The sequence below is a fragment of the Pelagicoccus sp. SDUM812003 genome (genome assembly GCF_031127815.1).
Taxonomy (GTDB): Bacteria; Verrucomicrobiota; Verrucomicrobiia; order Opitutales; family Opitutaceae; genus Pelagicoccus.
In genome coordinates, this window is record NZ_JARXHY010000011.1 from 1 (window position 1) to 19,939 (window position 19,939).

20 protein-coding genes are annotated in these 19,939 nt (G+C 55.2%); 5 read left to right on the forward strand and 15 right to left on the reverse strand.

Going from position 1 to position 19,939, the window contains the following annotated elements; all coding sequences use genetic code 11:
* The 5 genes from QEH54_RS14805 to QEH54_RS14820 form a co-directional block, all read right to left on the reverse strand.
* Positions 1 to 1,505: cadherin repeat domain-containing protein (locus tag QEH54_RS14805; protein ID WP_309019477.1), on the reverse strand; the 1,505-nt coding region annotated here is incomplete at its 3' end.
* Between the two features lie 770 nt (positions 1,506 to 2,275).
* Positions 2,276 to 3,949, reverse strand: a complete 1,674-nt coding sequence (gene ptsP / locus QEH54_RS14810) for a phosphoenolpyruvate--protein phosphotransferase (RefSeq protein ID WP_309019478.1) — start codon at positions 3,947 to 3,949, stop codon at positions 2,276 to 2,278.
* 317 nt (positions 3,950 to 4,266) lie between these two features.
* A complete protein-coding gene (locus QEH54_RS14815) occupies positions 4,267 to 4,548 on the reverse strand; it encodes a hypothetical protein (protein WP_309019479.1) in 282 nt (93 codons plus the stop codon).
* A 453-nt stretch (positions 4,549 to 5,001) separates the two neighbouring features.
* Positions 5,002 to 5,148 carry a DUF3309 family protein gene (locus QEH54_RS22925; protein WP_345785663.1) on the reverse strand — a complete coding sequence of 49 codons (147 nt, stop codon included), beginning with the start codon at positions 5,146 to 5,148 and terminating at the stop codon, positions 5,002 to 5,004.
* Positions 5,149 to 5,290: 142 nt separating this feature from the next.
* Positions 5,291 to 5,701 (reverse strand): chaperone modulator CbpM, encoded by a 411-nt coding sequence (locus tag QEH54_RS14820; protein ID WP_309019480.1) that lies wholly within the window; start codon positions 5,699 to 5,701, stop codon positions 5,291 to 5,293.
* Between the two features lie 603 nt (positions 5,702 to 6,304).
* Here QEH54_RS14820 and QEH54_RS14825 point away from each other — a divergent pair.
* Together QEH54_RS14825 and groL are read left to right on the forward strand one after the other, a co-directional pair.
* Positions 6,305 to 6,517, forward strand: a complete 213-nt coding sequence (locus tag QEH54_RS14825) for a DNA-directed RNA polymerase subunit omega (RefSeq protein ID WP_309019481.1) — start codon at positions 6,305 to 6,307, stop codon at positions 6,515 to 6,517.
* 141 nt (positions 6,518 to 6,658) lie between these two features.
* The gene (groL, locus tag QEH54_RS14830) at positions 6,659 to 8,281 is read left to right on the forward strand and encodes a chaperonin GroEL (RefSeq protein WP_309019482.1); all 1,623 of its coding nucleotides are present in this window, start codon (positions 6,659 to 6,661) and stop codon (positions 8,279 to 8,281) included.
* Between the two features lie 578 nt (positions 8,282 to 8,859).
* On the opposite strand, the gene QEH54_RS14835 is transcribed toward groL, so the two are convergent.
* Both QEH54_RS14835 and QEH54_RS14840 read right to left on the reverse strand, forming a co-directional pair.
* On the reverse strand, positions 8,860 to 9,333 hold the full coding sequence (locus QEH54_RS14835; RefSeq protein ID WP_309019483.1) for a hypothetical protein: 474 nt from the start codon (positions 9,331 to 9,333) through the stop codon (positions 8,860 to 8,862).
* Between the two features lie 290 nt (positions 9,334 to 9,623).
* The gene (locus tag QEH54_RS14840; RefSeq protein ID WP_309019484.1) at positions 9,624 to 10,322 is read right to left on the reverse strand and encodes a PRC-barrel domain-containing protein; all 699 of its coding nucleotides are present in this window, start codon (positions 10,320 to 10,322) and stop codon (positions 9,624 to 9,626) included.
* 437 nt (positions 10,323 to 10,759) lie between these two features.
* Between QEH54_RS14840 and QEH54_RS14845 the strand changes: the two genes are divergently transcribed.
* Positions 10,760 to 11,011, forward strand: coding sequence for a hypothetical protein (locus QEH54_RS14845; protein WP_309019485.1), 252 nt, complete (start codon positions 10,760 to 10,762; stop codon positions 11,009 to 11,011).
* A gap of 92 nt (positions 11,012 to 11,103) precedes the next feature.
* Here QEH54_RS14845 and QEH54_RS14850 read toward each other — a convergent pair whose 3' ends face one another.
* Positions 11,104 to 11,547 carry a hypothetical protein gene (locus tag QEH54_RS14850; protein ID WP_309019486.1) on the reverse strand — a complete coding sequence of 148 codons (444 nt, stop codon included), beginning with the start codon at positions 11,545 to 11,547 and terminating at the stop codon, positions 11,104 to 11,106.
* Positions 11,548 to 11,725: 178 nt separating this feature from the next.
* Positions 11,726 to 13,132 carry a Fe-S cluster assembly protein SufB gene (gene sufB, locus QEH54_RS14855; RefSeq protein WP_309019487.1) on the reverse strand — a complete coding sequence of 469 codons (1,407 nt, stop codon included), beginning with the start codon at positions 13,130 to 13,132 and terminating at the stop codon, positions 11,726 to 11,728.
* A 356-nt stretch (positions 13,133 to 13,488) separates the two neighbouring features.
* On the opposite strand from sufB, the gene QEH54_RS14860 reads away from it, so the two are divergent.
* Positions 13,489 to 14,250 carry a BON domain-containing protein gene (locus tag QEH54_RS14860; protein ID WP_309019488.1) on the forward strand — a complete coding sequence of 254 codons (762 nt, stop codon included), beginning with the start codon at positions 13,489 to 13,491 and terminating at the stop codon, positions 14,248 to 14,250.
* Positions 14,251 to 14,483: 233 nt separating this feature from the next.
* Here QEH54_RS14860 and QEH54_RS14865 read toward each other — a convergent pair whose 3' ends face one another.
* Positions 14,484 to 14,627, reverse strand: a complete 144-nt coding sequence (locus tag QEH54_RS14865) for a hypothetical protein (RefSeq protein WP_309019489.1) — start codon at positions 14,625 to 14,627, stop codon at positions 14,484 to 14,486.
* Positions 14,628 to 14,680: 53 nt separating this feature from the next.
* On the opposite strand from QEH54_RS14865, the gene QEH54_RS14870 reads away from it, so the two are divergent.
* A complete protein-coding gene (locus QEH54_RS14870; RefSeq protein ID WP_309019490.1) occupies positions 14,681 to 14,950 on the forward strand; it encodes a DNA-directed RNA polymerase subunit omega in 270 nt (89 codons plus the stop codon).
* A 165-nt stretch (positions 14,951 to 15,115) separates the two neighbouring features.
* Here QEH54_RS14870 and hflC read toward each other — a convergent pair whose 3' ends face one another.
* From hflC to QEH54_RS14895, 5 genes are all read right to left on the reverse strand, one after another.
* Positions 15,116 to 16,150 (reverse strand): protease modulator HflC, encoded by a 1,035-nt coding sequence (gene hflC, locus QEH54_RS14875; protein ID WP_309019491.1) that lies wholly within the window; start codon positions 16,148 to 16,150, stop codon positions 15,116 to 15,118.
* Positions 16,137 to 17,072 carry an FtsH protease activity modulator HflK gene (gene hflK, locus QEH54_RS14880; RefSeq protein WP_345785664.1) on the reverse strand — a complete coding sequence of 312 codons (936 nt, stop codon included), beginning with the start codon at positions 17,070 to 17,072 and terminating at the stop codon, positions 16,137 to 16,139. Before hflK ends, hflC begins: the two co-directional genes overlap by 14 nt.
* A 478-nt stretch (positions 17,073 to 17,550) precedes the next feature.
* A complete protein-coding gene (locus tag QEH54_RS14885; protein ID WP_309019493.1) occupies positions 17,551 to 17,796 on the reverse strand; it encodes a hypothetical protein in 246 nt (81 codons plus the stop codon).
* Positions 17,797 to 18,031: 235 nt separating this feature from the next.
* Positions 18,032 to 18,709, reverse strand: coding sequence for a response regulator transcription factor (locus tag QEH54_RS14890; RefSeq protein ID WP_309019494.1), 678 nt, complete (start codon positions 18,707 to 18,709; stop codon positions 18,032 to 18,034).
* On the reverse strand, positions 18,706 to 19,782 hold the full coding sequence (locus QEH54_RS14895; protein ID WP_309019495.1) for a sensor histidine kinase: 1,077 nt from the start codon (positions 19,780 to 19,782) through the stop codon (positions 18,706 to 18,708). Before QEH54_RS14895 ends, QEH54_RS14890 begins: the two co-directional genes overlap by 4 nt.
* Positions 19,783 to 19,939 lie beyond the last annotated feature (157 nt).

Consider the following 19,939-nt stretch of genomic DNA (forward strand, 5'->3'; position numbering starts at 1 on the left):
GGGGCGACTTCGTCGAGATCGTTGATGGAGAGCGTTACGGCCTGTTCGGAGCTGTTTCCTGCTACGTCTGTGGCGACGACGGTGAAGCTGTAGGACGGCTTGGTCTCGTGGTCGGGGTTTCCTGTGAGGGAGACGGCTCCGGTGTTGGCGTCGATGGAGAACGATTCATAGTCCGCTGCTTCTTTTAGAGCGAAACGAATTGTCCCCGCGTCCTCGGCGGTCGCAGTGTAGACGACTTCTCCCGTTCCCGAACTTTCGTCGATTGCTAGCGTTACTGAGTCTTCAGCAAATGTGGGGGCGTAGGTATCCACGAATTCGGATACATCATCGCTGGGCAATTCGCCGGTATTTGTTTCGACGGTCTTCGCTCCTTTGACGATGACCGATTGAGAGTGTTCCGACAAGGCGGCTTTGCCGTCTCCCTCCACCGTCAATCCTTCTAGCACCTGTTCAATGGTTTTCTGGCTGTCGCCCCCATTTATTTCGTCTGCTCCGGAAAAGGATGCGAGAATTGCTCCGTACTTTTCTTCGGAGCTCATCCCGTCCGTCCCGTCGAATTCCCCGCCGTTGGTAGGCTCAACTTTGAGGTTGTGGAGGTCCTCTAAGCCGAAAAGTTCTGCGATAGCCTTGTTGTTGGCCGAGACAGTCTCTGCGGTGAGCGGCTTTGCTTGAATGTTGCGAAGTCCGATTTCGCTGGCCAGGGTAGTGACCACGTTAATGTTCATTGTCACCGTCGTGTTTGGCTCGGTGATAATTTCCATTGCGCTGAGTCGAGCGTTCAGGTCCTTGTTGGCGCCGGAGGATTCGTCGAGATAGTCGGCACCGTCGTCGGCGTCCACTACCATTGCAATCACCACCCCGGTATAGTCGCCCACGTCCAAGGAGAAGGAGCCATCCGCGTTCACCTTTGCCGTGCCAAGCAGCGTTTCGCCATCGGCTTGATACACTTCTACGCTCAGGCCGTTCGAGTCGATGACTGGGCCGGCAACGATGGAGCCCTCTACGGTGTTTTTCACGATCGGCTCATCGGGTTCTTCGGTTTCCGGAAGAGCGGCCGTGCCGTCTCCGCCTCCGCCCGAGAGCGCCGCGATGCCGCCAGCTGCGAGAGCTCCTCCCCATATAAAGGGAGAGACCGTCTCTCCGCTATCTGCCGGTTCCCAGATGACCGATTCCTCGCCATTTTCCGTCAGGGCCGGGGAATCAGCGTCAAGAGCGCGTCCTGCAACGGCGCCGTCCGCCAGCGTGGCCTCGGGAATGAAGCCGACGTCAGGAGTAGAGTAAAAGTCTTCTATCACCAGCACGACTTCGTCGGCGCGTTCGACGATCATATCGTCGCCAGCGCGCTTGACGGTCAGGTCTCCTGGGGACTTTCCGCTGGCGCGAAAAACGATTGCGTAGTCGATGGATGCTTCAGCGGGGAAGCGTTCTGCCTTGGTAAGTGGGCGGGTTTCGGTAGAGCCGTCTTGAAATCGGACGACGAGAGTCAGGGTAGCGTTGGAAAGCATGGCGTAGAGTTTTCTGTTACATTGTCGGAGCGTTTCGACTTCGGCCGTCGAAGGCTAAAGAGATTAATCGCAGGCACGGTCTCTTGTAACGTCGGAATAGACCTTCGAACGACTGTTCTTCAATGGCGTATCTGTATTTGAGATACAGATTTACCTGCAGTTTACTTCAATTGTAAAAAACCCAATTTTCGTCCTTCCAGCGCAGAATTCAGAACGCAAAATTGCAACCTGTCTTTGTAAGGAAAAACTGAGGACCGCTGCATTTTGCACACTCGCTTAGTCGTTCGACCAAGGTGGATGATCGAGGGAGGTCGGTTGACCTCCCGAACTAGGATTTGAGGAGGGCCTAGAGCCTCTGGTCCAAATGCGTTCCCTTTACCTGCTGTCTGGGTCGGCGGAACTCGATCAGACCTCACTTAGCACGGGAGGTAGCGGTCATGGAACAGTTGAGGTAGCGATTTCGAAGAAAGGGATTGAGTTGTACACATTGCGATGACGCAGGCCTGATTTTGGTCAGGGAATATGTATTTGTATAACTAATACGAACGAGGCCGGTTTTAGAGGGGGAGCCGAAGGAGTCGACGCTGTCTGCTTCGCAGAGATCATGAGTGAAGGTGGCTATGCCGCAACGTCGTGGCTCGATCCCACCTACGAAGGCGACGCGTCTAAGTTTGTTGGATACAAATGCGGTTTCATAGAGAGCGCTTGGGTGGCTAGTGGGCAGCAGTTCTTTCGCTCGACCGTTGGGCGCAAAAGGGACGCCTCGTCTTCTAGAGGTCTCGGGTCGGATTGTTGTTTGTCTTTGATCTGGCATAGTGAAGCTTGCGAATGCGGTCTTTGATCTCGGGGATCATTGGCGGGGCGACGCTCAAGGACCGCAGACCGCAGCGAAGGATTTCTTCGGTGTGTCGGCTTCTGCCCGCCAGCTCGCCGCAGATAGAAAGGGGAAGGTCTGGCGCGTCCGCTCGGGCGATTTCCATCAAGCGTAAAATAGCTCCGTGGGAGTCCTGAAAATAAGGTTCGACGGCGGCGTTTTCCCGGTCGGCAGCGAAGGCGTATTGGGTGAGGTCGTTGCTGCCGAAGCTGGCGAAATCGCAGAAGGAGGCGAACTCCTTGAGGGAGAGAGCGGCTGCTGGGGTTTCGATCATGATGCCTAGTGGGGGGATCTGGGCGATGGCGAGCTGCTTGGAGGCGACTGTTAATCGTTCGCGGGTGGCTGTTATGTCCTGAGTCAGGGTTGCCATCGGGATGAGGATGCGGGCATCCCTTTCGGTCGAGAACCGGAGGATGGCTCGGAGCTGCGTATCCAAAAGTTGTGGGAACTCGAGAAGAAGACGAATGCCGCGTCTGCCAAGAGCGGGATTGGACTCGGCGAGAAAGCCCGTGTAGGAAAGCGGCTTATCGGCGCCGATATCGAGCAGGCGAATGGTGACGGGTTTGCCTTCGAAGGGCGCTAAGGTGTGTTGCATCTCCTCTAGGAGCTCATCTTCGCTGGGAGGATCGCTGCGACCCAAGTAGGCGAGCTCGGTGCGGTAGAGTCCGACTCCGTCGGCTCCATTGTCTACGGCTCGGTCAGCGTCGGCTCGTGATGAGATATTTGCGAGGACTTGGATGGAGGTGCCATCGATGGTGAAGGCGGGCTCATGGGACTTCCTGGAGATTCTTGATACGGTGGCGTTTCTTCTGGAGATTTTCTTTTGAAAGGCGGCTATGCTTTTCTTGCTGGGGTGAAGGACTACCGTACCTAGCTCGGCGTCGACCAGAAGGGGGGCGTTATGTTGGATGCGTTGGAGAATACCGTGTACTTGAGCAATACAGGGGAGGCCCATTTCGCGGGCAAAGAGGGCGGCGTGCGAGCTGGCGCCGCCGTATTCGAGCAGTACCGCGGCGGCGGACTGTTTCGATAGGAATACGGTGTCGGAAGGTAGGAGCCGTTTTGCGACGAGTATGCCTCCGGACGGGAGGCTTCCGAGTCGGTTGACCTTGATGCCGCTGAGGGCGTTGGAGAGCCGGTTGGAGAGATCCTTCATATCGTCTCCCTTATGGCGGGAGATTTGCGATTCCATGAGAAGGAATCGTTTTTCCCAGCGTAGAAAGACGGAGCGAACGGCGCTGCTGGCGCTCACGAGGTTGTCGCGTATCTCAGTTTGAAGCTCTATCTTAAGGGAGGGGTCGTTGACCATCATCTTGTGGGCTTCGAATACGGAGGCGAGTCGGGCGTCCATCTCCTTTTCCACTTTGGTGGCGAGGGAAGCAAGGTCCTCGGAGATTACGCCCGTTGCTTTTTCGAGGAAGTCGATTTCCCTTTCGACATCCGAAGCGATGATGGGAGTGGGAAGGTCTAGCGATTGCAGAGGTTCGCGGTAGACGTAGGCGCGCCCTTCCGCGAGGCCAGTGGAGATCGGCTTGCCTTTGATGGTACGCTCTGATCTTTCGATTGTCATAGAAAAAAGGATACACGTTTCTTCGGTGGTCTAGTCGGGCACGTTTCCCGCTCCTGGAATACCCGTTCGGGAGGCTTGTCATCAAGTCCTCGACGAGCAGGTTTTGGCGTCCGGTCCTGAAGGACTCTCCGAGACCTTCGTGAACGAGCAGGCCAAGATAGTGATGAAGACAATCGTGTTGAGGGCTCTGTCGAGGCCGCCAGGCGTTCCCCGCTTCATCGGTGCTTAAAAGGCGAGGAGTAGGAGAAAGGTGAAGTGTAGGGAGAGGTCTAAGCCAAGGATGCGACGGTTTTAGGAGGCCATCTCATAGGCGCTGCTCAATAAGCTCCCGCTCTGATAGGAATGGTTTCCGGAATGTAGCTCGATTGCTGGGCCTCCACGACGTCAGCGCGAGAGAGTTTGGTGTGAAGCGTGTGTCTTTTTCTATCGATGCTCTCGATAAACTTTGCGGGAAGGCGGACTTGCGAGCGTCTAAACCACTGGCGTGTATCGATCAGGAAGTCGGTTGCCGCCCATCGATCGGTTTCGAATCTGATCGCTTCGAGTTTGCCGAAGCTGCCATTTGACGTTTCGAGCTGGAATCCGATCAGGGACTTCACGCTGTGAAGGTCGCTGTGGTGAAACGAACAAGCTGAGATGAGAGCAGGGCCATGCGAGCGGTTCCCCATACCTGAGCTTTCCCAATGGCTAGGAAGAAAGTGGGATGTTGCGATGGTGAACGGAGAAGGTGGGACGCTCACATTACCATGATTCGCCGTAGCGAAGCGAGCGATCTGATCGCGCGTGAGGTTAACCAACGGCCTGCCAGCGATGTCGAAAGGGCTAGGGCGGAAGCAATGTGTTGCGACGAGTGCCAGTCGGCCGTCGAACCAAGCATCCGTCTTGACAACGATGTAACAGATTTTCCAATACGAAGAATCTAGATAGTAATCCGTAATATAGCCAAAAGCCCCATCGGTAGCGATGGCAGGCCTGCCGAGTAAGGTAGTTGAATCGTGGATCATGGATTTTGTTCTCCGAAATGGTTGATGTGAATCGAGCGCTCTGGCGGCCTACTTAATGAGCAACAGCAGAACGAGGGTTAGGATGACGAGTAGGCTCCCACTTGGGTAGTACCCCCAGTTTCGACTGTGCGACCACCGCGGTAGCGTGCCGATAATGAGCAGGATTAGGAAGGCGATGAATATGGCATGGATCATGATCGTAGGAAACGAACTGCATTGTCTCGGGCAGCTGTTCCGAAGGGTGATCTTATCTGAAATCTATCGCCTAGGCTACGGGGTCTAGATCTACCTAGCAACTATCGGGGGCAGAGTCTCTTCTCCGACGGTGTAGATTTGTCTACGTAGCGGCCCGAGGCTGGCCTGATTCGTCTCGCAGGCGATCTATTTCTGCTATCAGGGAGCAGACGAGATTAACGGCGGCTGAGTTGAGCCCGTATTCCATGCGGAGATGATTTATCCGCTGCAGCGCTGAGATCGAACTCGGATCGAAGCGCCATCCCTCCTCCTGAGGCTTGGATACGGTGGAGATCAGTCCGTAGCGATAGTAAACCGCTATTTGATAGCGTCGCACTTGGGTAATGCGAACGACCTCCTCGATCGAAAAGGATTCGTCCAGGGAGTAGAATTCTGGCAGGATAACTATGGACCGGGAGTGCAGGGCAGTCTTTTTGGTCATTGCTTGGTCACAACTATTTATGATTCGCGCGATCTCGAGGGCTTCGTAGTCGTCCTGTGAATCGAATGGCATGGGAGGCCTTCTAGGTATGATCCTAGCAATCAACCTAGCGTAGTTTGAATGAGATAGCGATAGGGTATTGCCCGCGCTATTGGCTGCGAAAGGGATTCACACGCCTTCCATTCGTTAACTTCGACTTATGGTTGGCTGACTGTGGCGCGGGTAGCGCCCTATATCCAGAAAGCTTGTTACGGAGTAGTCTACTCGATTGAGATGTATCTAAAATATAATACTTATGAAGCGATTCCTAATTGTAAGCAGGTTTGCGATCGGCTTGTCGCTGATGGCCTATGGACTCAGCAGAGCTAATTCACTCGACACTATTTTCACACGGTTCATATTCGAGATTCCGCGAGATGGCTCGCTTTTCGTTTTCTTTTTGGGAATCGCGTTGATTGCTCACGAAGGGTACCGACTCCTTGCTCCCTCTAGGGCTCAGAGCGTTTGAAACGCCAGATTTCGTCGTGGTCTTGTCGATTTGAGAGTCGATGTGCGCCCCCGTAAAGCAGGGTTGTACCCCATGTTTTGTTTTGTGGGAAAGCGTTATGATTCCGCGGTCTCCTATAGACAGCTTTCGAGGAGCGAAAATTGCTCATTTCGCGGGCGAAGAAACATATGAAAGACGACTTGATCAAGGCGGCTCGGAAAATTGTGACCGATCCCTACATTCTTGTAAACGTGGTATCGCGCCGAGTGAAGCAATTGCGTCACGGCAGCAAGCCGCTGGTAGAATCCTTGGAGAAACTGAATCTCGAGGACGTTGCTCTTCGTGAGATCATCGAAGGGAAGATCAGCTATGAGCTTAGCCCTGGTGAAAATACATACTGATGCATTCGAGAATCAGGAGGATCGCGTCTCCGCGGACCGTTTCTCGATAGCGGCATTCTGATAAAACTTTTTAGAGAACTCGATAGGGGAGGAAGCGCTTGAATTTATCGAAAGCGCTCAGTCCTGACGAGTATTGAAAATATGGCTACAAGACAACTTATGTTCGACGAGGCAGCTCGTCACAAGATCCTTCGCGGCGTCGAGCTTTTGACGCGCTCAGTTAAGGCTACGTTAGGCCCGAAAGGGCGCAGCGTAGTGATCGATCGTTCGTACGGAACTCCGATTGTAACGAAGGACGGAGTAACGGTGGCGAAGGAAATCACTTTGTCGGATCCTTACGAAAATATGGGGGCCCAGATGGTCAAAGAAGCTGCTTCACACACCTCCGACCTGGCAGGCGATGGCACGACCACAGCGACAGTGCTAGCCGAATCGATCTACCGCGAAGGCATCAAGCACGTGGCGGCTGGAGCGAATCCCATCTTTCTCAAGCGTGGTATCGATCGCGCCGTGGAGGCGGTGGTTGGGGAGCTCGCTCGGATCTCGAAACCAGTGAGCGCGAGCGAAGAAATAAGGCAGGTCGCTACGGTTTCCGCGAACTGGGAAGTCGGGATTGGCGAAATCATCGCGAAGGCTTTGGGTCAAGTGGGCAAAGATGGCAGCGTGACAATCGAAGAGGGAAAGTCGGTCGAGACGACCCTAGATGTTGTCGAAGGGATGCAGTTCAAGCGCGGCTATCTGTCGTCGTATTTCGTGACGAATAGTGAAACGATGGATACGGAGTTGGAAGATGCCTATGTCTTGGTCTACGAGAAGACGCTGTCGCGTTTGCAGGAACTGCTGCCGTTGCTGAGAGCCGTTTCGGAGTCTGGAAAACCACTGCTGGTGATCGCGGAGGATGTTACTAGCGAAGCCCTTGCCACGCTGGTTGTAAACCGTCTGCGTGGCAGTTTGAAGTGCTGTGCGGTGAAGGCTCCCGGATTTGGCGACCGCCGCAAGGATTTCATGGAGGATATCGCCGTCTTGACTGGAGGACGTTTCATCTCCGAGGACCTTGGCTTGAAACTGGAGAGCCTCACGCTGGATGATCTCGGACGGGCGAAACGCGTGCGAGTCGACAAGGATTCTACCACTCTCTACTCGGGCCCAGAGCATTCGGAGGCTGTGGAGGCGCGGGTCAAGTTGATCCGCCGTCAGATAGAGGAATGCAGCTCGGACTACGATAGGGAGAAATTGCAGGAACGTTTGGCCAAGCTGGCCGGCGGGGTGGCGGTGATCCAGGTAGGAGCGGCGACAGAATTTGAAATGAAGGAGAAGAAGGCCCGCGTGGAGGACGCCTTGCATGCGACGAGGGCAGCGGTGGAAGAAGGTATCGTGCCCGGCGGCGGGACCGCGTTGCTACGCTGTCGTCCAGCAGTCGAAGGAATCGTTGTCAGAGGTGACGAGCAATTGGGAGTACAGATCGTACGGCGAGCTCTGTCGTCCCCTATCCTGGCTCTGTGCGAAAACGCAGGGGAAGAAGGCGCAGTGATTGCGGCGGAAGTCGCAAGAACTGTAGGGAATATTGGATACAATGTAGCGACTGGAGTCTACGAGGATCTGCTGGCCAGCGGCGTGGTCGATCCGACTAAAGTCGTGCGAGTGGCGTTGCAGAATGCGGCGTCTATCGCAGGCTTGTTGCTAACGACCGAGTGTATGATCGTCGATTTCGAGGAAACCAAGCGGGCGGCGAAACGGCGCGGGTCGGTCGGAGCATTGTGTTAGCTGGAAGGATAGCGCCGCGGCGCTGTTGATAAAGGTTTGGCTGAGCCCTGATTGCTCGATCCAGGCCAACCCCAGAGCAGCAATTGCTGCAGGGGCGATTGTTCGGCTCTTCTCTGTTTGAGGACGAGGTCAGTCTTAGGGGCTTTCCTCGTTGGGGCATGATACTGGGGAGTAACGAAGTGTATTCATTTAGCCATACGACCAGCCCTGGCACGCTAGGCGGTTGGTGTAAGTCCTCCTCGCAGCAGAATACCACAAGTCAGAAATGGTTGCGACGAGCCTCGGCAATCTGAAAACCTAATCTCGGAGCGGGTGCTCCTAGAGGTTCGAACTCGGGTGTACGGTCGATTAGCCTTCAGCAGCAACGCTGTTTTTTCGACTGTGAATCCGCCCATGGGGAAACCCGTTTAGGGAGAGGGAATCAGCGCGACAGAGCTAGGGTTCTTTGGCTGTCGGCGATTCATTCTCGAAACCTAAACGGGTCCTTGTTGGATCCCCAGACGGGAAGTGCTTGGATTGTTTTTTGAAGGAACTGGTTCTTTCTTTCCTGAGAGAGCGCTGTGGGTCTTGGACTTCGGCTAGTTTTCGCGATCGGGTTGGATGAGATCGCTGAGCCATTGACGGGAGTCGTTGACGCTCTGTTGAAGGGCGTCATACGCTTTTTGAGAATCGGCTTTGACGCCTTCCCAGGTCGTTGGGGTAGCGTCGCCGATCGCTTGGATCCGATCTTTCAAATCAGCTGCCTGCGACTTGAGCGAGGCGATCTTCGGCTGAGCTGTTGATTTTGCGGAATCGGAGGACTCTTCAAGAACCGCCTCGAGGGATTGTATTTCAGATTCAATGACAGCAAGTCGTTTTCTCATCGCTTCGGAAAAGGCCTGCCTCCGCTCATACGTGACTGCCTCGATCTCTAAGCTTGTGGCGTCAGTGGAGACTTCCGTTTTCGGTGTTACGTCTGTGACTCTCGCTTCGGTGGAGACATCTGACGACTTCGAACAGCCGGCAGCTAAGATGCCGGTCAGGAGATAGATTGAGAAATGGATAGATTTCATAGTGGTTCCGGTTTTGCTTTTCGAGTTGGTGGACTACAGTTAGCGGGTTGATGATAGGCGGTCGCTGCTTCTGTTTTGGCGAAACAAGGGCTGTCTGCTGGACGATCGAAGCTATAGAAATGCTATCATCGATGCTTTTAGCTGTCTCTCGGAGCGAGGGAGAGGTGTCTTGAGCTTTTTGACAGCCCAGAGATCCGCAAGCGCTGGTGAGCGTGGCGAAGATGATGAGTACGATCAGGAAAGTGACGTGTTTTCATAAAGGCGTTTGGCGAGGCGTTCACCACTGCCTTTTAGCGGTGTATACAATCACTGGCGACGTTATGCTGGGCAACGTCGTGGGCTCGAGTGTCGAAAATTTTCTGTTTTGTCAGAGCGACATGGATGGTCGAGTGATGGTGGTCGATGTGTTCGATCGATTCGGGAAGGCTAAGGACTTGTTTTCCCGAAAACCAATTCCCGGTCTCAATCACCAGTTCGGCGACTTTCCACTTATGGGTATCGATCGTTAGGGAACTGACTTTCCCTACAGGTCCGTCGCTTGCATTGAGTCGATAGCCAAAAAGTGACTTGAAGGTTCGCAGGTGGATTGCGTCACCATCTACCTCCTTTTCCCTGACGGGACCGATCATGTCGCCCTCCGAGGCGTTGATTTGACTGCCGTCCAGCCAATAGGCCGACCACCCATAGTGATGGTGGACTGTCTCTTTGTAAGAGCGAGTGATCGCTGGAAAGGTCTTGAATGGAGGGCAGCTTTCGATCTGCGCTCGACTAATCGTTGTTCTTAGCGGTTTGGGCTGAGCGAGGGCGTTTTTGTCAAAGGCTTCGGGAGCGAGCAGGGCATGCTGCGGTTCAATCTTGTCCCCGATTTCAACGACGAGGTAGCGTATTAGCCAGGTCGAGTCGTCGAAGTATACGTCCGAGATGCTGCCGACTTCCCCATCCGAAGTTAGGATCGACGTTTCGATCAGGTTCTTGGCGTCTGTTATCATAAAGTGTTTTATTTGTTAGTCCGAGAGTCTACCGGTTTGTCGCCGAGAGCGATACGGGGTGTTCGCCTACTAGAGCGCTTATTATGTTTGAGTCCCATTTCTGCGTTCCCCGAGCATCGGAAATCACGATGGGTGCGGAGTGTTTCGACGGGAGGCGATTCGCGGCGTGCGTCATTCGAGTCTTTGCAATGCGCGAAGCGAAAAGTCATCAAAATTTGGATACTAGCTATTGCGTGGCTTTCCTTCTTCTTGCTCGAACCCGGCTTTGGCGTCCGCTTCAGAGGGATATTCGAGCAGTCAAATGGTGCGCAATCGCCTGCGGATAGATTTCAGAGAGAAGGGGGGCGAATCAAAATTTTAATCCTCGACGGGTAAGACCCCATGTGATCGAGCTAGTGAGTCCTATATACTTAGCCATGAAGAGAAACAATATTCGTATGGATAAGTCTAGGGGGGCTGTCGTTTCGGAAGCTCCCGTATCGCCTGCCGAGCGATCGTTCCAGTCGGAACCCAGCGAGAGTGACATTCGCGACTATGCGTATCACCTTTATGAGCACAGCAAAGAGACGACTGACAACGATCTGGACAACTGGTTCGAGGCGAAGGCTCGTCTAGAGGCTCGCATCCCGCGGGAACGCGAATGCGGTCGGATGAGCTCTGAGCCAAGCGAAGGGACGGCGCGAACCTGATTCGCAAGCACTCCGAAGGCTTAGTTCATCGATGATGGGGGAACGGCGAACGAGTGTCGTGGTTCATCACTCGGTCGATTTCAAAACACGCCCTAGTCCGATTCTTCGGCGACTGTCTTTTTCGCGTCCTTAAGGCGTTTCGGTTCCACGTCAGACATCATTCCCCGGTACATCGAGCTATCGTTCGCCATGTTGGACATCATATCGGCCATATCCTCGTGCATGGCGGATCGCTGCTCCACCATTTCCGAGAGCAGAGTGACGACCAGGTCCATCTTTTGGTCGTCTGAGGCGAGCTTGATTGCAGCGATTTGTTCCGCGAGTCTGGCGTCTTGCGCCTTCATCTCCGATATCAATTTGCTACGGTGTTCGCGCATGGCGAGTTGTCGTTCCGTATTGCGATCTTGCTTCATCGCCGGGCCCGGTTTCGGCTCGGCGGCCCGCGTATTTGTAGTCGTCGCGAGGGTCGCTGTGAAAGCCAAGGCTAGGGCCAGGGCGGAAAACGTTAAGAGCTTTGCGAGTGGGTGTTTTTTCATGTTGGATCGTTTGCAGATTTCGATTGCTTGCCTGAAGCAGGGATTCCGACTTTAGGGAACCCTTGAGCAGGGGGTTGGTTGACGAAAGGCTGTAGTATAAACCTTCGGACACTGGAGCTCCATGGGGTGAAACGCTACCGGCGCCTTCGAATTCTATTCGCGGAAAGTGTATTGGAAATCATCCTACGGTGCCTTCCATCTCCATTTCGATGAGGCGTTTGAGTTCGGCGCTGTACTCCATGGGAAACTGACGGGTCAGGTCGTTTACAAAACCGTTGACGCTGAGGCTCATGGCTTGAGCGTTGGTCAGTCCGCGTTGCTGCATGTAGAAGAGCTGATCGGATGAGACCTGGCTGACGGAGGCCTCGTGTTGGGTGACGTTGTTGTTTCCCCTCACCGTGATGGCAGGATAGGTGTCGGTTCGCGACTGGGTATTGATAAGCAGGGCGTCGCACTCGGTGTTGTTCTTGCAGCCTTTGAGGTGTTTAGGAATGTGCACGCGCCCACGGTAGGTGGAGCGCCCGGAGCCGACGCTGACGGATTTCGCAATGATGTTGCTGGAGGTATTGTCGGCGGCATGGATCATCTTCGCTCCGGTGTCCTGATGCTGGCCGTCGTTTGCCAGGGCTATGCTGAGCACCTCGCCGCGCGCTCCGCGGCCTTTGAGAATGACGCCCGGGTATTTCATGGTGAGCCGCGAGCCGATATTGCAGTCGATCCACTTGACGATGGCGTTTTCGTGGGCGAGGGCGCGTTTGGTGACGAGGTTGTAGACGTTGGACGACCAGTTTTGCACGGTGATGTACTCGATCTTGGCTCTCGGCATGGCGACCAGTTCGACCACCGCGCTGTGTAGGGTCGCGGTATCAAACTTGGGCGCGGTGCAGCCCTCCATGTAGGTGACCTCGGAGCCTTCGTCCGCGATGATGAGGGTGCGCTCGAACTGGCCGAAATTTTCCGCATTGATGCGGAAGTAGGCCTGAAGCGGGTGGCTGACCTTTACGCCCGGCGGGACGTAGATGAAGGAGCCGCCGGAGAATACGGCGCTATTGAGGGCGGAGAATTTGTTGTCGGCGGTGGGGATCACTTTCCCGAACCATTTCCTGAAAATCTCCGGGTGCTGCATGAGCCCCTCGGTGCTGCCCATGAAGAGAACGCCTTGTTTGCCAACGCTGTCTTTTATATTTGAATACGCGGCTTCGCTGTCGAACTGAGCTTCGACCCCTGAGAGGAAACGACGTTCGTTTTCCGGAATGCCGAGTCGCTCGAAGGTCTGCTTCACCTCGTCGGGCACATCGTCCCAGCTCTTCTTAGTCTGGCGATCCCCCGCTAGGTAGTAGCGGATCTGATCGAAGTGGATGTTATCCAGATCCGCGGTGGCCCAGTGGGTCGGGAGCGGTTTTTTCAGAAAGATGGCTAGGGCCCGCTTGCGAAAGGCCCGAATCCAATCGGGCTCTCCCTTGACATCGGAAATGTAGTCGATGGTCGCCTCGCTCAGCCCGGTGCCGGCGTCGTAGGCGTGATGTTCCTCGAAGCGAAAGTTGCCCCGCTCCCGGTCGACTTGGATATGTTTGTTGGCGATCATAGTCCGAAAGGTTTGATGCGGTATGCGAGGGGGGAGCGATGAATGCCGATGAGTCGAAGGTAGCGGTCCTTAGCCGCTAGCAAGGAAACGTGTCCCGCTTCGGGAAAAGGCAGGTCTGCGTTTCGTCTATTTTTGCGTGAGCGTTTGTGTAAGCATGATGATTGCACGGTCCGATGATGGACCAATGCTGGTAAATCCGCTATGGGGTCTAATCCGGTGCTTTTCGAAGCCCAGGAGGAGGGAGGTGGTCCAGCGGTACGGCTTCGGATTGGCCGTTTCGTCTCCCTTCTAGGACTCTGCGGCGGGTTGGGTTTGACCCCATGGTGTCAGAGGGAGCTTCGCGTAATAATGTTGGTATGCTTGATTCCGATGCCGACCAGAATTTGGGAATGAGGAAGTTTCTGGCCAAGGAGACGCCGCCAGCGGAGCTTTCGCGTTTCGCCGCCAACAGAAGACTCGAACGCGAAATCCGAGACTCGTTCAGCCTGCGAAGGATTCTCGGAAATCGTGTTTTCGTGAAAGCGGACGGTGGGGTGGTGACTTTGAGGGGAAGTTTACGTGACGAAGAGGAACGCTGCCTTGCGGTCGAGACAGTCGCCAGCGTCTCGGGCGTAAGTGAGGTGGTGGATGAACTGATTCTGGGCGACCGTTCCCAAGTCGGATCCAGCTCAGCCTTGGTCGCCACCATCTACGTGCGCCTGCTGTCGAAAGCGAATGTGGGTCTCGAGGCGGTCAGCATAGAGGACCAGTCGGGCGTGATTTTGGTAAAAGGGGTGGTCGATAATCCAGTGCGAAAGCTGTTGATCGAAACGCTCATCCTCGAAACCAAAGGGGTATCATCGCTAAAGAACGAATTGCGCGTCGACCCCTTGGCTATCGGGGAAACTGCAACCGAGAGCGTGGACGACGCCTCGATCACCGGCATGGTCCGGAGCGCTTTGAAATCCGCAGGTTTGCACGCCGAAATACGAATCTACAACGGATTGATCGTTCTTTCAGGAGTCGCTGCGGATCTGGCGGAGCGGAGCATGATCGGGGCCATCGCTCAAAGTTTCAGGGGAGTCAGATGGGTGACCAACGAAATGTCCGTTCGTCGCGGCGAGCTTCCTTACGCCTGAATCGGTGTATACAGATATAGACTACGAGCTTCGAGCGTGTGGGGCCTTGCGACCATGAGAACGGTCGTTTCAAGGCTGTTTGGTCTTTCTGGCGAGGGTTTGACCCCATATCGGTTTTAACCGCGATAGTCTATGGTGAAGGGTGAATGACTGACTTAACTAGAATTCGGGCCACACCGACATTTCGTGTGGCGAGGGAGAGCTCATCCTTGCGGGACCGAGTACACTCCCGTTCACGCGAACTCGCCAGCATGGCTGGCCGTGGAGCCTGTGAGATCACTCAGCGCGACTACGAGCAGGCGAAGCGCGACTTGACGGGCGAAGTGGATCTGGATCGCCAGAACGCGGCGCTTGATCGTGTACGGTCGCTTGGTCACGTTCGCACAGACTCCTGCCCGACACCTTCGCCACCTGAATCCTTCAATCGATTGTGAGAGTCGAATATTTGAATACCGCCCAAACGATAATCACTGACCCGTACATCCTCGTGAACCTGATTTCGCTACGCGTCAAGCAGCTGCGACAAGGAAGTCGTCCCTTTGTTGAATCCTTGGAACGTCTTTCATATTTGGATACTGCGTTGCGGGAAATCATGGAAGGAAAAATTGGCTACGAGCTACTTGGCTCCCATACCCTGCGATACCCAGCGAACAATCTTCACCGGGTAGAGGTGGAGAATGTCGCCGCTTCCAGGAGGTAGCCCGCATCTTGTCCAAACTGGTCATGCTCCGCCTTCATTCGTAGAAGGTGTTTTGCCCAAATGAAAGCGCCGCGCGGTCGAGCTCTCCTCACGTTCCCGTCGCTGGGTAGAGCCATCGCTTACGGGAGGTGGGCGGTTCACAGATCACAGTAGGGAAGTCCCCGGCTACTTGGAGCGCTGGTCGTTGAGGTGCCCGTTGAGGTAGTCAGGTGGACCTTCGCCGTTGTCCGATCTAGAATCTGGATACATGCCCTTGAAGAACTTGAAGACGTCGCTATCGGTGGAAAGCACGATGGTGGAATCAGTTGAAACGATGGTACGGTAGGCCTGCATCATGCGTGTGAATTCGTAGAATTCGACGGATTGGGGGCTTTGGTTGTAGACTAGGGAGTAGATCTCGGTGGCTTTGGCGTCCGCGAGGCCGCGGATTTCTTCGACCGCGCGGTAGGCTTCGGATTGGATCTTGTTGAGATCGCGCATGCGATTTCCCCGGATACGCGCCGCCTCGCCATTGCCTTCCGAGAGAAAGCGCTCCGCGATCTGGCGTCGTTCGCTGATCATTCGATCGTAGATCTTGGGACGCACGCTTTCGTTGTAGTTGATGCGCTTGAAACGAATATCCAAAAGTTCGATACCGAATACCCGCACCTTTTCGGACGCTTCGTCGAAAATCTCCTTTTCCACCAGCATGCGGCCTTTTTGGATCGGAACCAAGGCGCCCATGTCGAGGGCCTGTTCCGCTTCGGTGAGAAAGGTATCGCGCAGGGGGGATCTATCTTTGGTGGTGCGAATGATCTCGATCAGCTCGTGTTTGGCCACGGCGTTTCGGGTTTCGCTTCCAAGGATGTCGTCCAAGCGGGACTGGGCGCTGCGTTCGTCGCGCAACCTGAGAAAATACTGCAGCGGGTCGGTGATACGCCAGCGAGCGAAGAGGTCTACGGAGATGTAGAGTTTGTCCTTGGTAGGCATGTCGGACGGGGATCCGTCCCATTCCATAATGCGCTTGTCGATCGGGTTGACCTCCTGAACGAATGGGGCCTTGAACTTCAGGCCAGCCGTAGTGACGGGGGATCCGATGGGCTTGCCGAACTGGGTGACGATCACCTGTTCGACTTCGCCCACCTTGTAGATCGAGCTGGTGGCCACGAAGATCCCGATGGCGAGAATGATAATGACGGCGATTGTCTTATAGTTGTTCACTTGTGGTATTCCGGTTGGCATTGAGATTGAGCAGGGGCAGGAGCTGGCTGGTATGTTCGTCGATAACGACTTTCGCGTGGATGCCCGGCATGATGTCCTCGAGGGTTTCGATATAGATGCGCCGTCTCGTGACCTCCGGAGCTTTGCTGTATTCCGCTAGCAAGGCGCTGAAGCGAGCCACGTCGCCCTCCGCCTCGTTGATGCGTTTGAGGCGGTAGCCATCGGCTTCGCGGATGCGCTGGTCCTTCTCGCCCTCGGCAAGCGGGATCACCTTGTTGTAGTCCCGCCTCGCTTCGTTGATGAGCTTTTCCTTCTCCTGTTGGGCTTGGTTTACCTCGTTGAACGATTCCTGCACCGGAAGCGGCGGATTGATGTTCTTGAGTTGAACTTGATCGATGCTAATGCCCATGGCGTACTTGCTGGAGAGGGCTTGCATCTTGGTAAGGGCTTCGCTCTCGATCTCCTGACGTCCGATGGTGATAACCTCGTCCACGGTGCGATCTCCCACGACCTCCCGCATGACGGATTCGGAGACGTAGCGAAGAGTCGCGCTGGGGTTTCGCACTTCGAAGAGGAATTTTTGCGGCGTGGCGATGCGGTATTGGACGACCCACTCCACGAGGGCGGCGTTCAGGTCGCCAGTCACCATCTGCGTTTCCTGTCTGCTATCTCTCGTCTGAGACCCCTGGTAGGGGTCCGTCCCGCCGGGGGTAGTAAACCCGAACTCCTGTTTCAGCTGCCTTTTCACGGGGACGATGGTGGCCTCGTCGACGCCGAAGGGCATTTTGAAATGCAGTCCCGCCGGCACCTCCTTCAGGTAGGCTCCGAAGCGTTGCACGACAGCGACTGAATCGCTGGGAACGGTATAGATTGACGACCAGGTCACCAATAAGATGATTACGACGAGAACGACAATCGGCATCGATTGAAGGCGAAAGCGTCGAAGCCGCGCGAGCAGAGCCTCTGATGAAAACGCTTGTTCGGTTTTTTGGGGTTCGGTGGTGGTCATGGTTTGCTAGATATTCTGGTTGATTGGAACGGTGGGCGTCTTGGGCTATAGCTTGTATTAACAAATAAAATACATCTACGCGGGCCCGCGCGTTCAGGAGTCGAGAGCGTTGCGTCGGACAGGGCTCTCTATGCAAAAAAAAAGGGGCCGATTTGAATCGGCCCTTTTGTTCGTTAACTGAGTGAGAATGACTGAGATCGCTTTGCCTCTTTTTTCGATCGCTTCGCTTCTTTCTTTTCCTTCGCGGTCTTTTGAGGCGCCTTCTTGTCTTCTCTCTTGGTGTCTTTGGTCTTTGGCATATCTGAATCTGGGTTTGTAGGTTTTCTAAGGATACACTATCCTCTTAAAGGTGGTTCACAGCTCCTGTGGAGTGTGGTGATGGTTTGCCCTGCTAGGCGGAGAAGTCGGCGGGATCTCGGCCGGTGGAGGCGGGTGGTTGCGTCGTGCCTTCGACTTTGGCTTTGGTTCCCGTCTTGTTGGTCTCCTTGACAGGGGCGTGAAGGGTCGACTCGCGCTTCTTGAAGCGTCGGATCAGTCGTTTCGTTTGGCTGCGGAGAAAATGCAGAACATTCTCGGCCTGGAGGGTTCGCTTGTCCTTGGATCGCTCGCGGTCGGCTTTCGTTTTCTGAGTCTGCATGTCGAATATGGGTTGGATGATTAGCGGAAGTCTCGGTTGGGGGCTGGCGCTTTTTCGGGCTTGTGATGATACTCTGCCGGAGGTCGAACGGCTATGGGGTGGAACCCTTCCTTTTTTCGAACCGTGCCGTGCAAGGGGTCCCTGTGCGGTTGCTCCCCAGAGCCTGTGGTTCGTATTGGAACGGAAACGAGATGGCGTAGTCGCGAGTCAGAAAGTCGAACGGTGAAGCCAGCGTCTATTCGGTAGTTGGCTGAACACTACTTTCGATGACACCGGTAGCGATGGCGTGGCGGGTGAGCCCTGCAGTGTCGTGGATGTTGAGCTTGTCCATCAGTTTCTGGCGGTGCTTTTCGACTGTCTTGATGCTGATATGCATTTCCGAGGCCATCTGCTTGTTGGCGAAACCTTCGGCGACGAACTGGAGGACCTCCGATTCGCGTTTGGTCAAAGGTCGCGGACTTTGCTCGTTGGGCGTTCCTTCCAGCCGAGCCTTTTCCTTGGCGTTTCGCATGCGGTGGGCGACGCTCGGGCTGAAGTACGACATACCGGCGGCGATCTCGCGGATGGCCTGCAGGAAGACGTCGCCCGAGTTTTGCTTCACGAGGAATCCGGCCGCGCCCACTTTTGCCATGTGGGCGACGTATTCGTCGTCGCTGTGGGCGGAAAGAGCTAGTACACGCGCCTTTGGGTTTGCCGCGAGAATTTGGCGGGTGGCTTCAAATCCGTTTAGACCGGGCATGGCGATGTCCATGACAACCACGTCAGGACGAACGGCGTTGGCGCAAGTGACTGCCTCGCGGCCGGTCGAAGCTTCGCCGACCACTTCGAACTCGTCGGAAAGGTCGAGCAAGGCGCGGAGGCCCTCTCTCACGATGCCATGGTCCTCGGCGAGCAGTACGGTGATGCGTTTCATGGTTGACCCTTTCCGCGGGGAGAGAAGGGCAGGACTGCGGTGATGGTGGTACCGCAGGGGGACTTTGATTCGATCGAAAACGCTCCGCCGAGCATTTCGATGCGCTCGCGCATGCCGAGCAGACCGAGTCGCTTTGGTGTCGCAGAATTTAGGATACGCTTGGCGTTGAACGACTTTCCGTCGTCGCGGATTTCGAGTTTGATGCTGTCGGGCGTTTTGCTCAGGTCCACCCACACGTTTTTCGCTTTGGCGTGGCGAACAACATTGGTCAAGGCTTCTTGAGCCACGCGATAGAGGGCGGTGGCCTGTTCGTTGCCGAACGAGTCGATGCTGCTATCGGCGTTGAAGCGGATCTTCAGCCCGAGGCTCCCAGGCAGATCTTTGATATAGGAACGAATAGACGGAACGATGCCCAAGTCGTCCAGCAAGGAGGGCCTCAGGCGAAGGGCGTAGCGGTGGACTGCTTCGACCGATTGTTCCACCAGCTTCTGCGTCTGGTCGATTCGATCGCTAATGTCACGACTGCCAATTTGAGCGACCTTCTTCAGTGTGGTGAGCCGGACGTTGATGCCAGCCAGGACTTGGGAAATCTCATCGTGCAGATCGCGGCTGATTTCCTTGCGTTCTGTTTCCTGAGCGAGAAGAAACTGGAAGGTCAGGCGCCGCACCTGGAGACGTTGGGTTTGCGATTCCTGCAGCAGCTTTTCGTGTCGATTGCTCTCCCTGCGCAGGCGGCCCTCCAGCGACTTCTCGGTTCGCTGGGATTTCAATTGCTGCGCGATGCGTTCGCGCTCCAGTGGGGCGAGGGCCTCCATTTGGAAGACCGCTGACGACGAGATGCCGGAGGCTTCGAGTCGTTTGCCCTTGGGAGCCGTTTTTTCCCCTTCGAGACGCGTCATCGCTAGATCGTGCACGCGTGCGAGGTCGATTGCAGTCAGGCCCAGCTGCACGGCTTGTTTGCCGATGGCTCGAGCGGATCGAGAGGTTTTGGCTGGTCGAGGACCGCGCGCTAGGTGGGCGGCGAGGGCGCTTTCATAGGTGCGTACGAACTGGTTTTTCTGGTTGGCTACCATAGGCTTGGCTGGGGTGAAGGCTCTCTGGCGTCGGCGCGATTGAGCTACCCGCAACAGGTTAAGTATCACGGAGAAGCTCGAAAGGCGAGAGAAGGTTTCTGGGTTATTACCCGACTGGCACCATCGCATTCCTGCTCTTCACCATATGCTTTTCAAG

Excerpts from the sequence above, each read along its gene's own strand:
- ptsP (WP_309019478.1), bottom strand. The coding sequence starts at position 3,949 with ATGACAATCGAAAGATCAGAGCGTACCATCAAAGGCAAGCCGATCTCC.
- QEH54_RS22925 (WP_345785663.1), bottom strand. The coding sequence starts at position 5,148 with ATGATCCATGCCATATTCATCGCCTTCCTAATCCTGCTCATTATCGGC.
- QEH54_RS14820 (WP_309019480.1), bottom strand. The coding sequence starts at position 5,701 with ATGCCATTCGATTCACAGGACGACTACGAAGCCCTCGAGATCGCGCGA.
- QEH54_RS14825 (WP_309019481.1), top strand. The coding sequence starts at position 6,305 with ATGAAAGACGACTTGATCAAGGCGGCTCGGAAAATTGTGACCGATCCC.
- groL (WP_309019482.1), top strand. The coding sequence starts at position 6,659 with ATGGCTACAAGACAACTTATGTTCGACGAGGCAGCTCGTCACAAGATC.
- QEH54_RS14835 (WP_309019483.1), bottom strand. The coding sequence starts at position 9,333 with ATGAAATCTATCCATTTCTCAATCTATCTCCTGACCGGCATCTTAGCT.
- QEH54_RS14840 (WP_309019484.1), bottom strand. The coding sequence starts at position 10,322 with ATGATAACAGACGCCAAGAACCTGATCGAAACGTCGATCCTAACTTCG.
- QEH54_RS14845 (WP_309019485.1), top strand. The coding sequence starts at position 10,760 with ATGGATAAGTCTAGGGGGGCTGTCGTTTCGGAAGCTCCCGTATCGCCT.
- QEH54_RS14850 (WP_309019486.1), bottom strand. The coding sequence starts at position 11,547 with ATGAAAAAACACCCACTCGCAAAGCTCTTAACGTTTTCCGCCCTGGCC.
- sufB (WP_309019487.1), bottom strand. The coding sequence starts at position 13,132 with ATGATCGCCAACAAACATATCCAAGTCGACCGGGAGCGGGGCAACTTT.
- QEH54_RS14860 (WP_309019488.1), top strand. The coding sequence starts at position 13,489 with ATGCTTGATTCCGATGCCGACCAGAATTTGGGAATGAGGAAGTTTCTG.
- hflK (WP_345785664.1), bottom strand. The coding sequence starts at position 17,072 with ATGCCGATTGTCGTTCTCGTCGTAATCATCTTATTGGTGACCTGGTCG.
- QEH54_RS14885 (WP_309019493.1), bottom strand. The coding sequence starts at position 17,796 with ATGCAGACTCAGAAAACGAAAGCCGACCGCGAGCGATCCAAGGACAAG.
- QEH54_RS14890 (WP_309019494.1), bottom strand. The coding sequence starts at position 18,709 with ATGAAACGCATCACCGTACTGCTCGCCGAGGACCATGGCATCGTGAGA.
- QEH54_RS14895 (WP_309019495.1), bottom strand. The coding sequence starts at position 19,782 with ATGGTAGCCAACCAGAAAAACCAGTTCGTACGCACCTATGAAAGCGCC.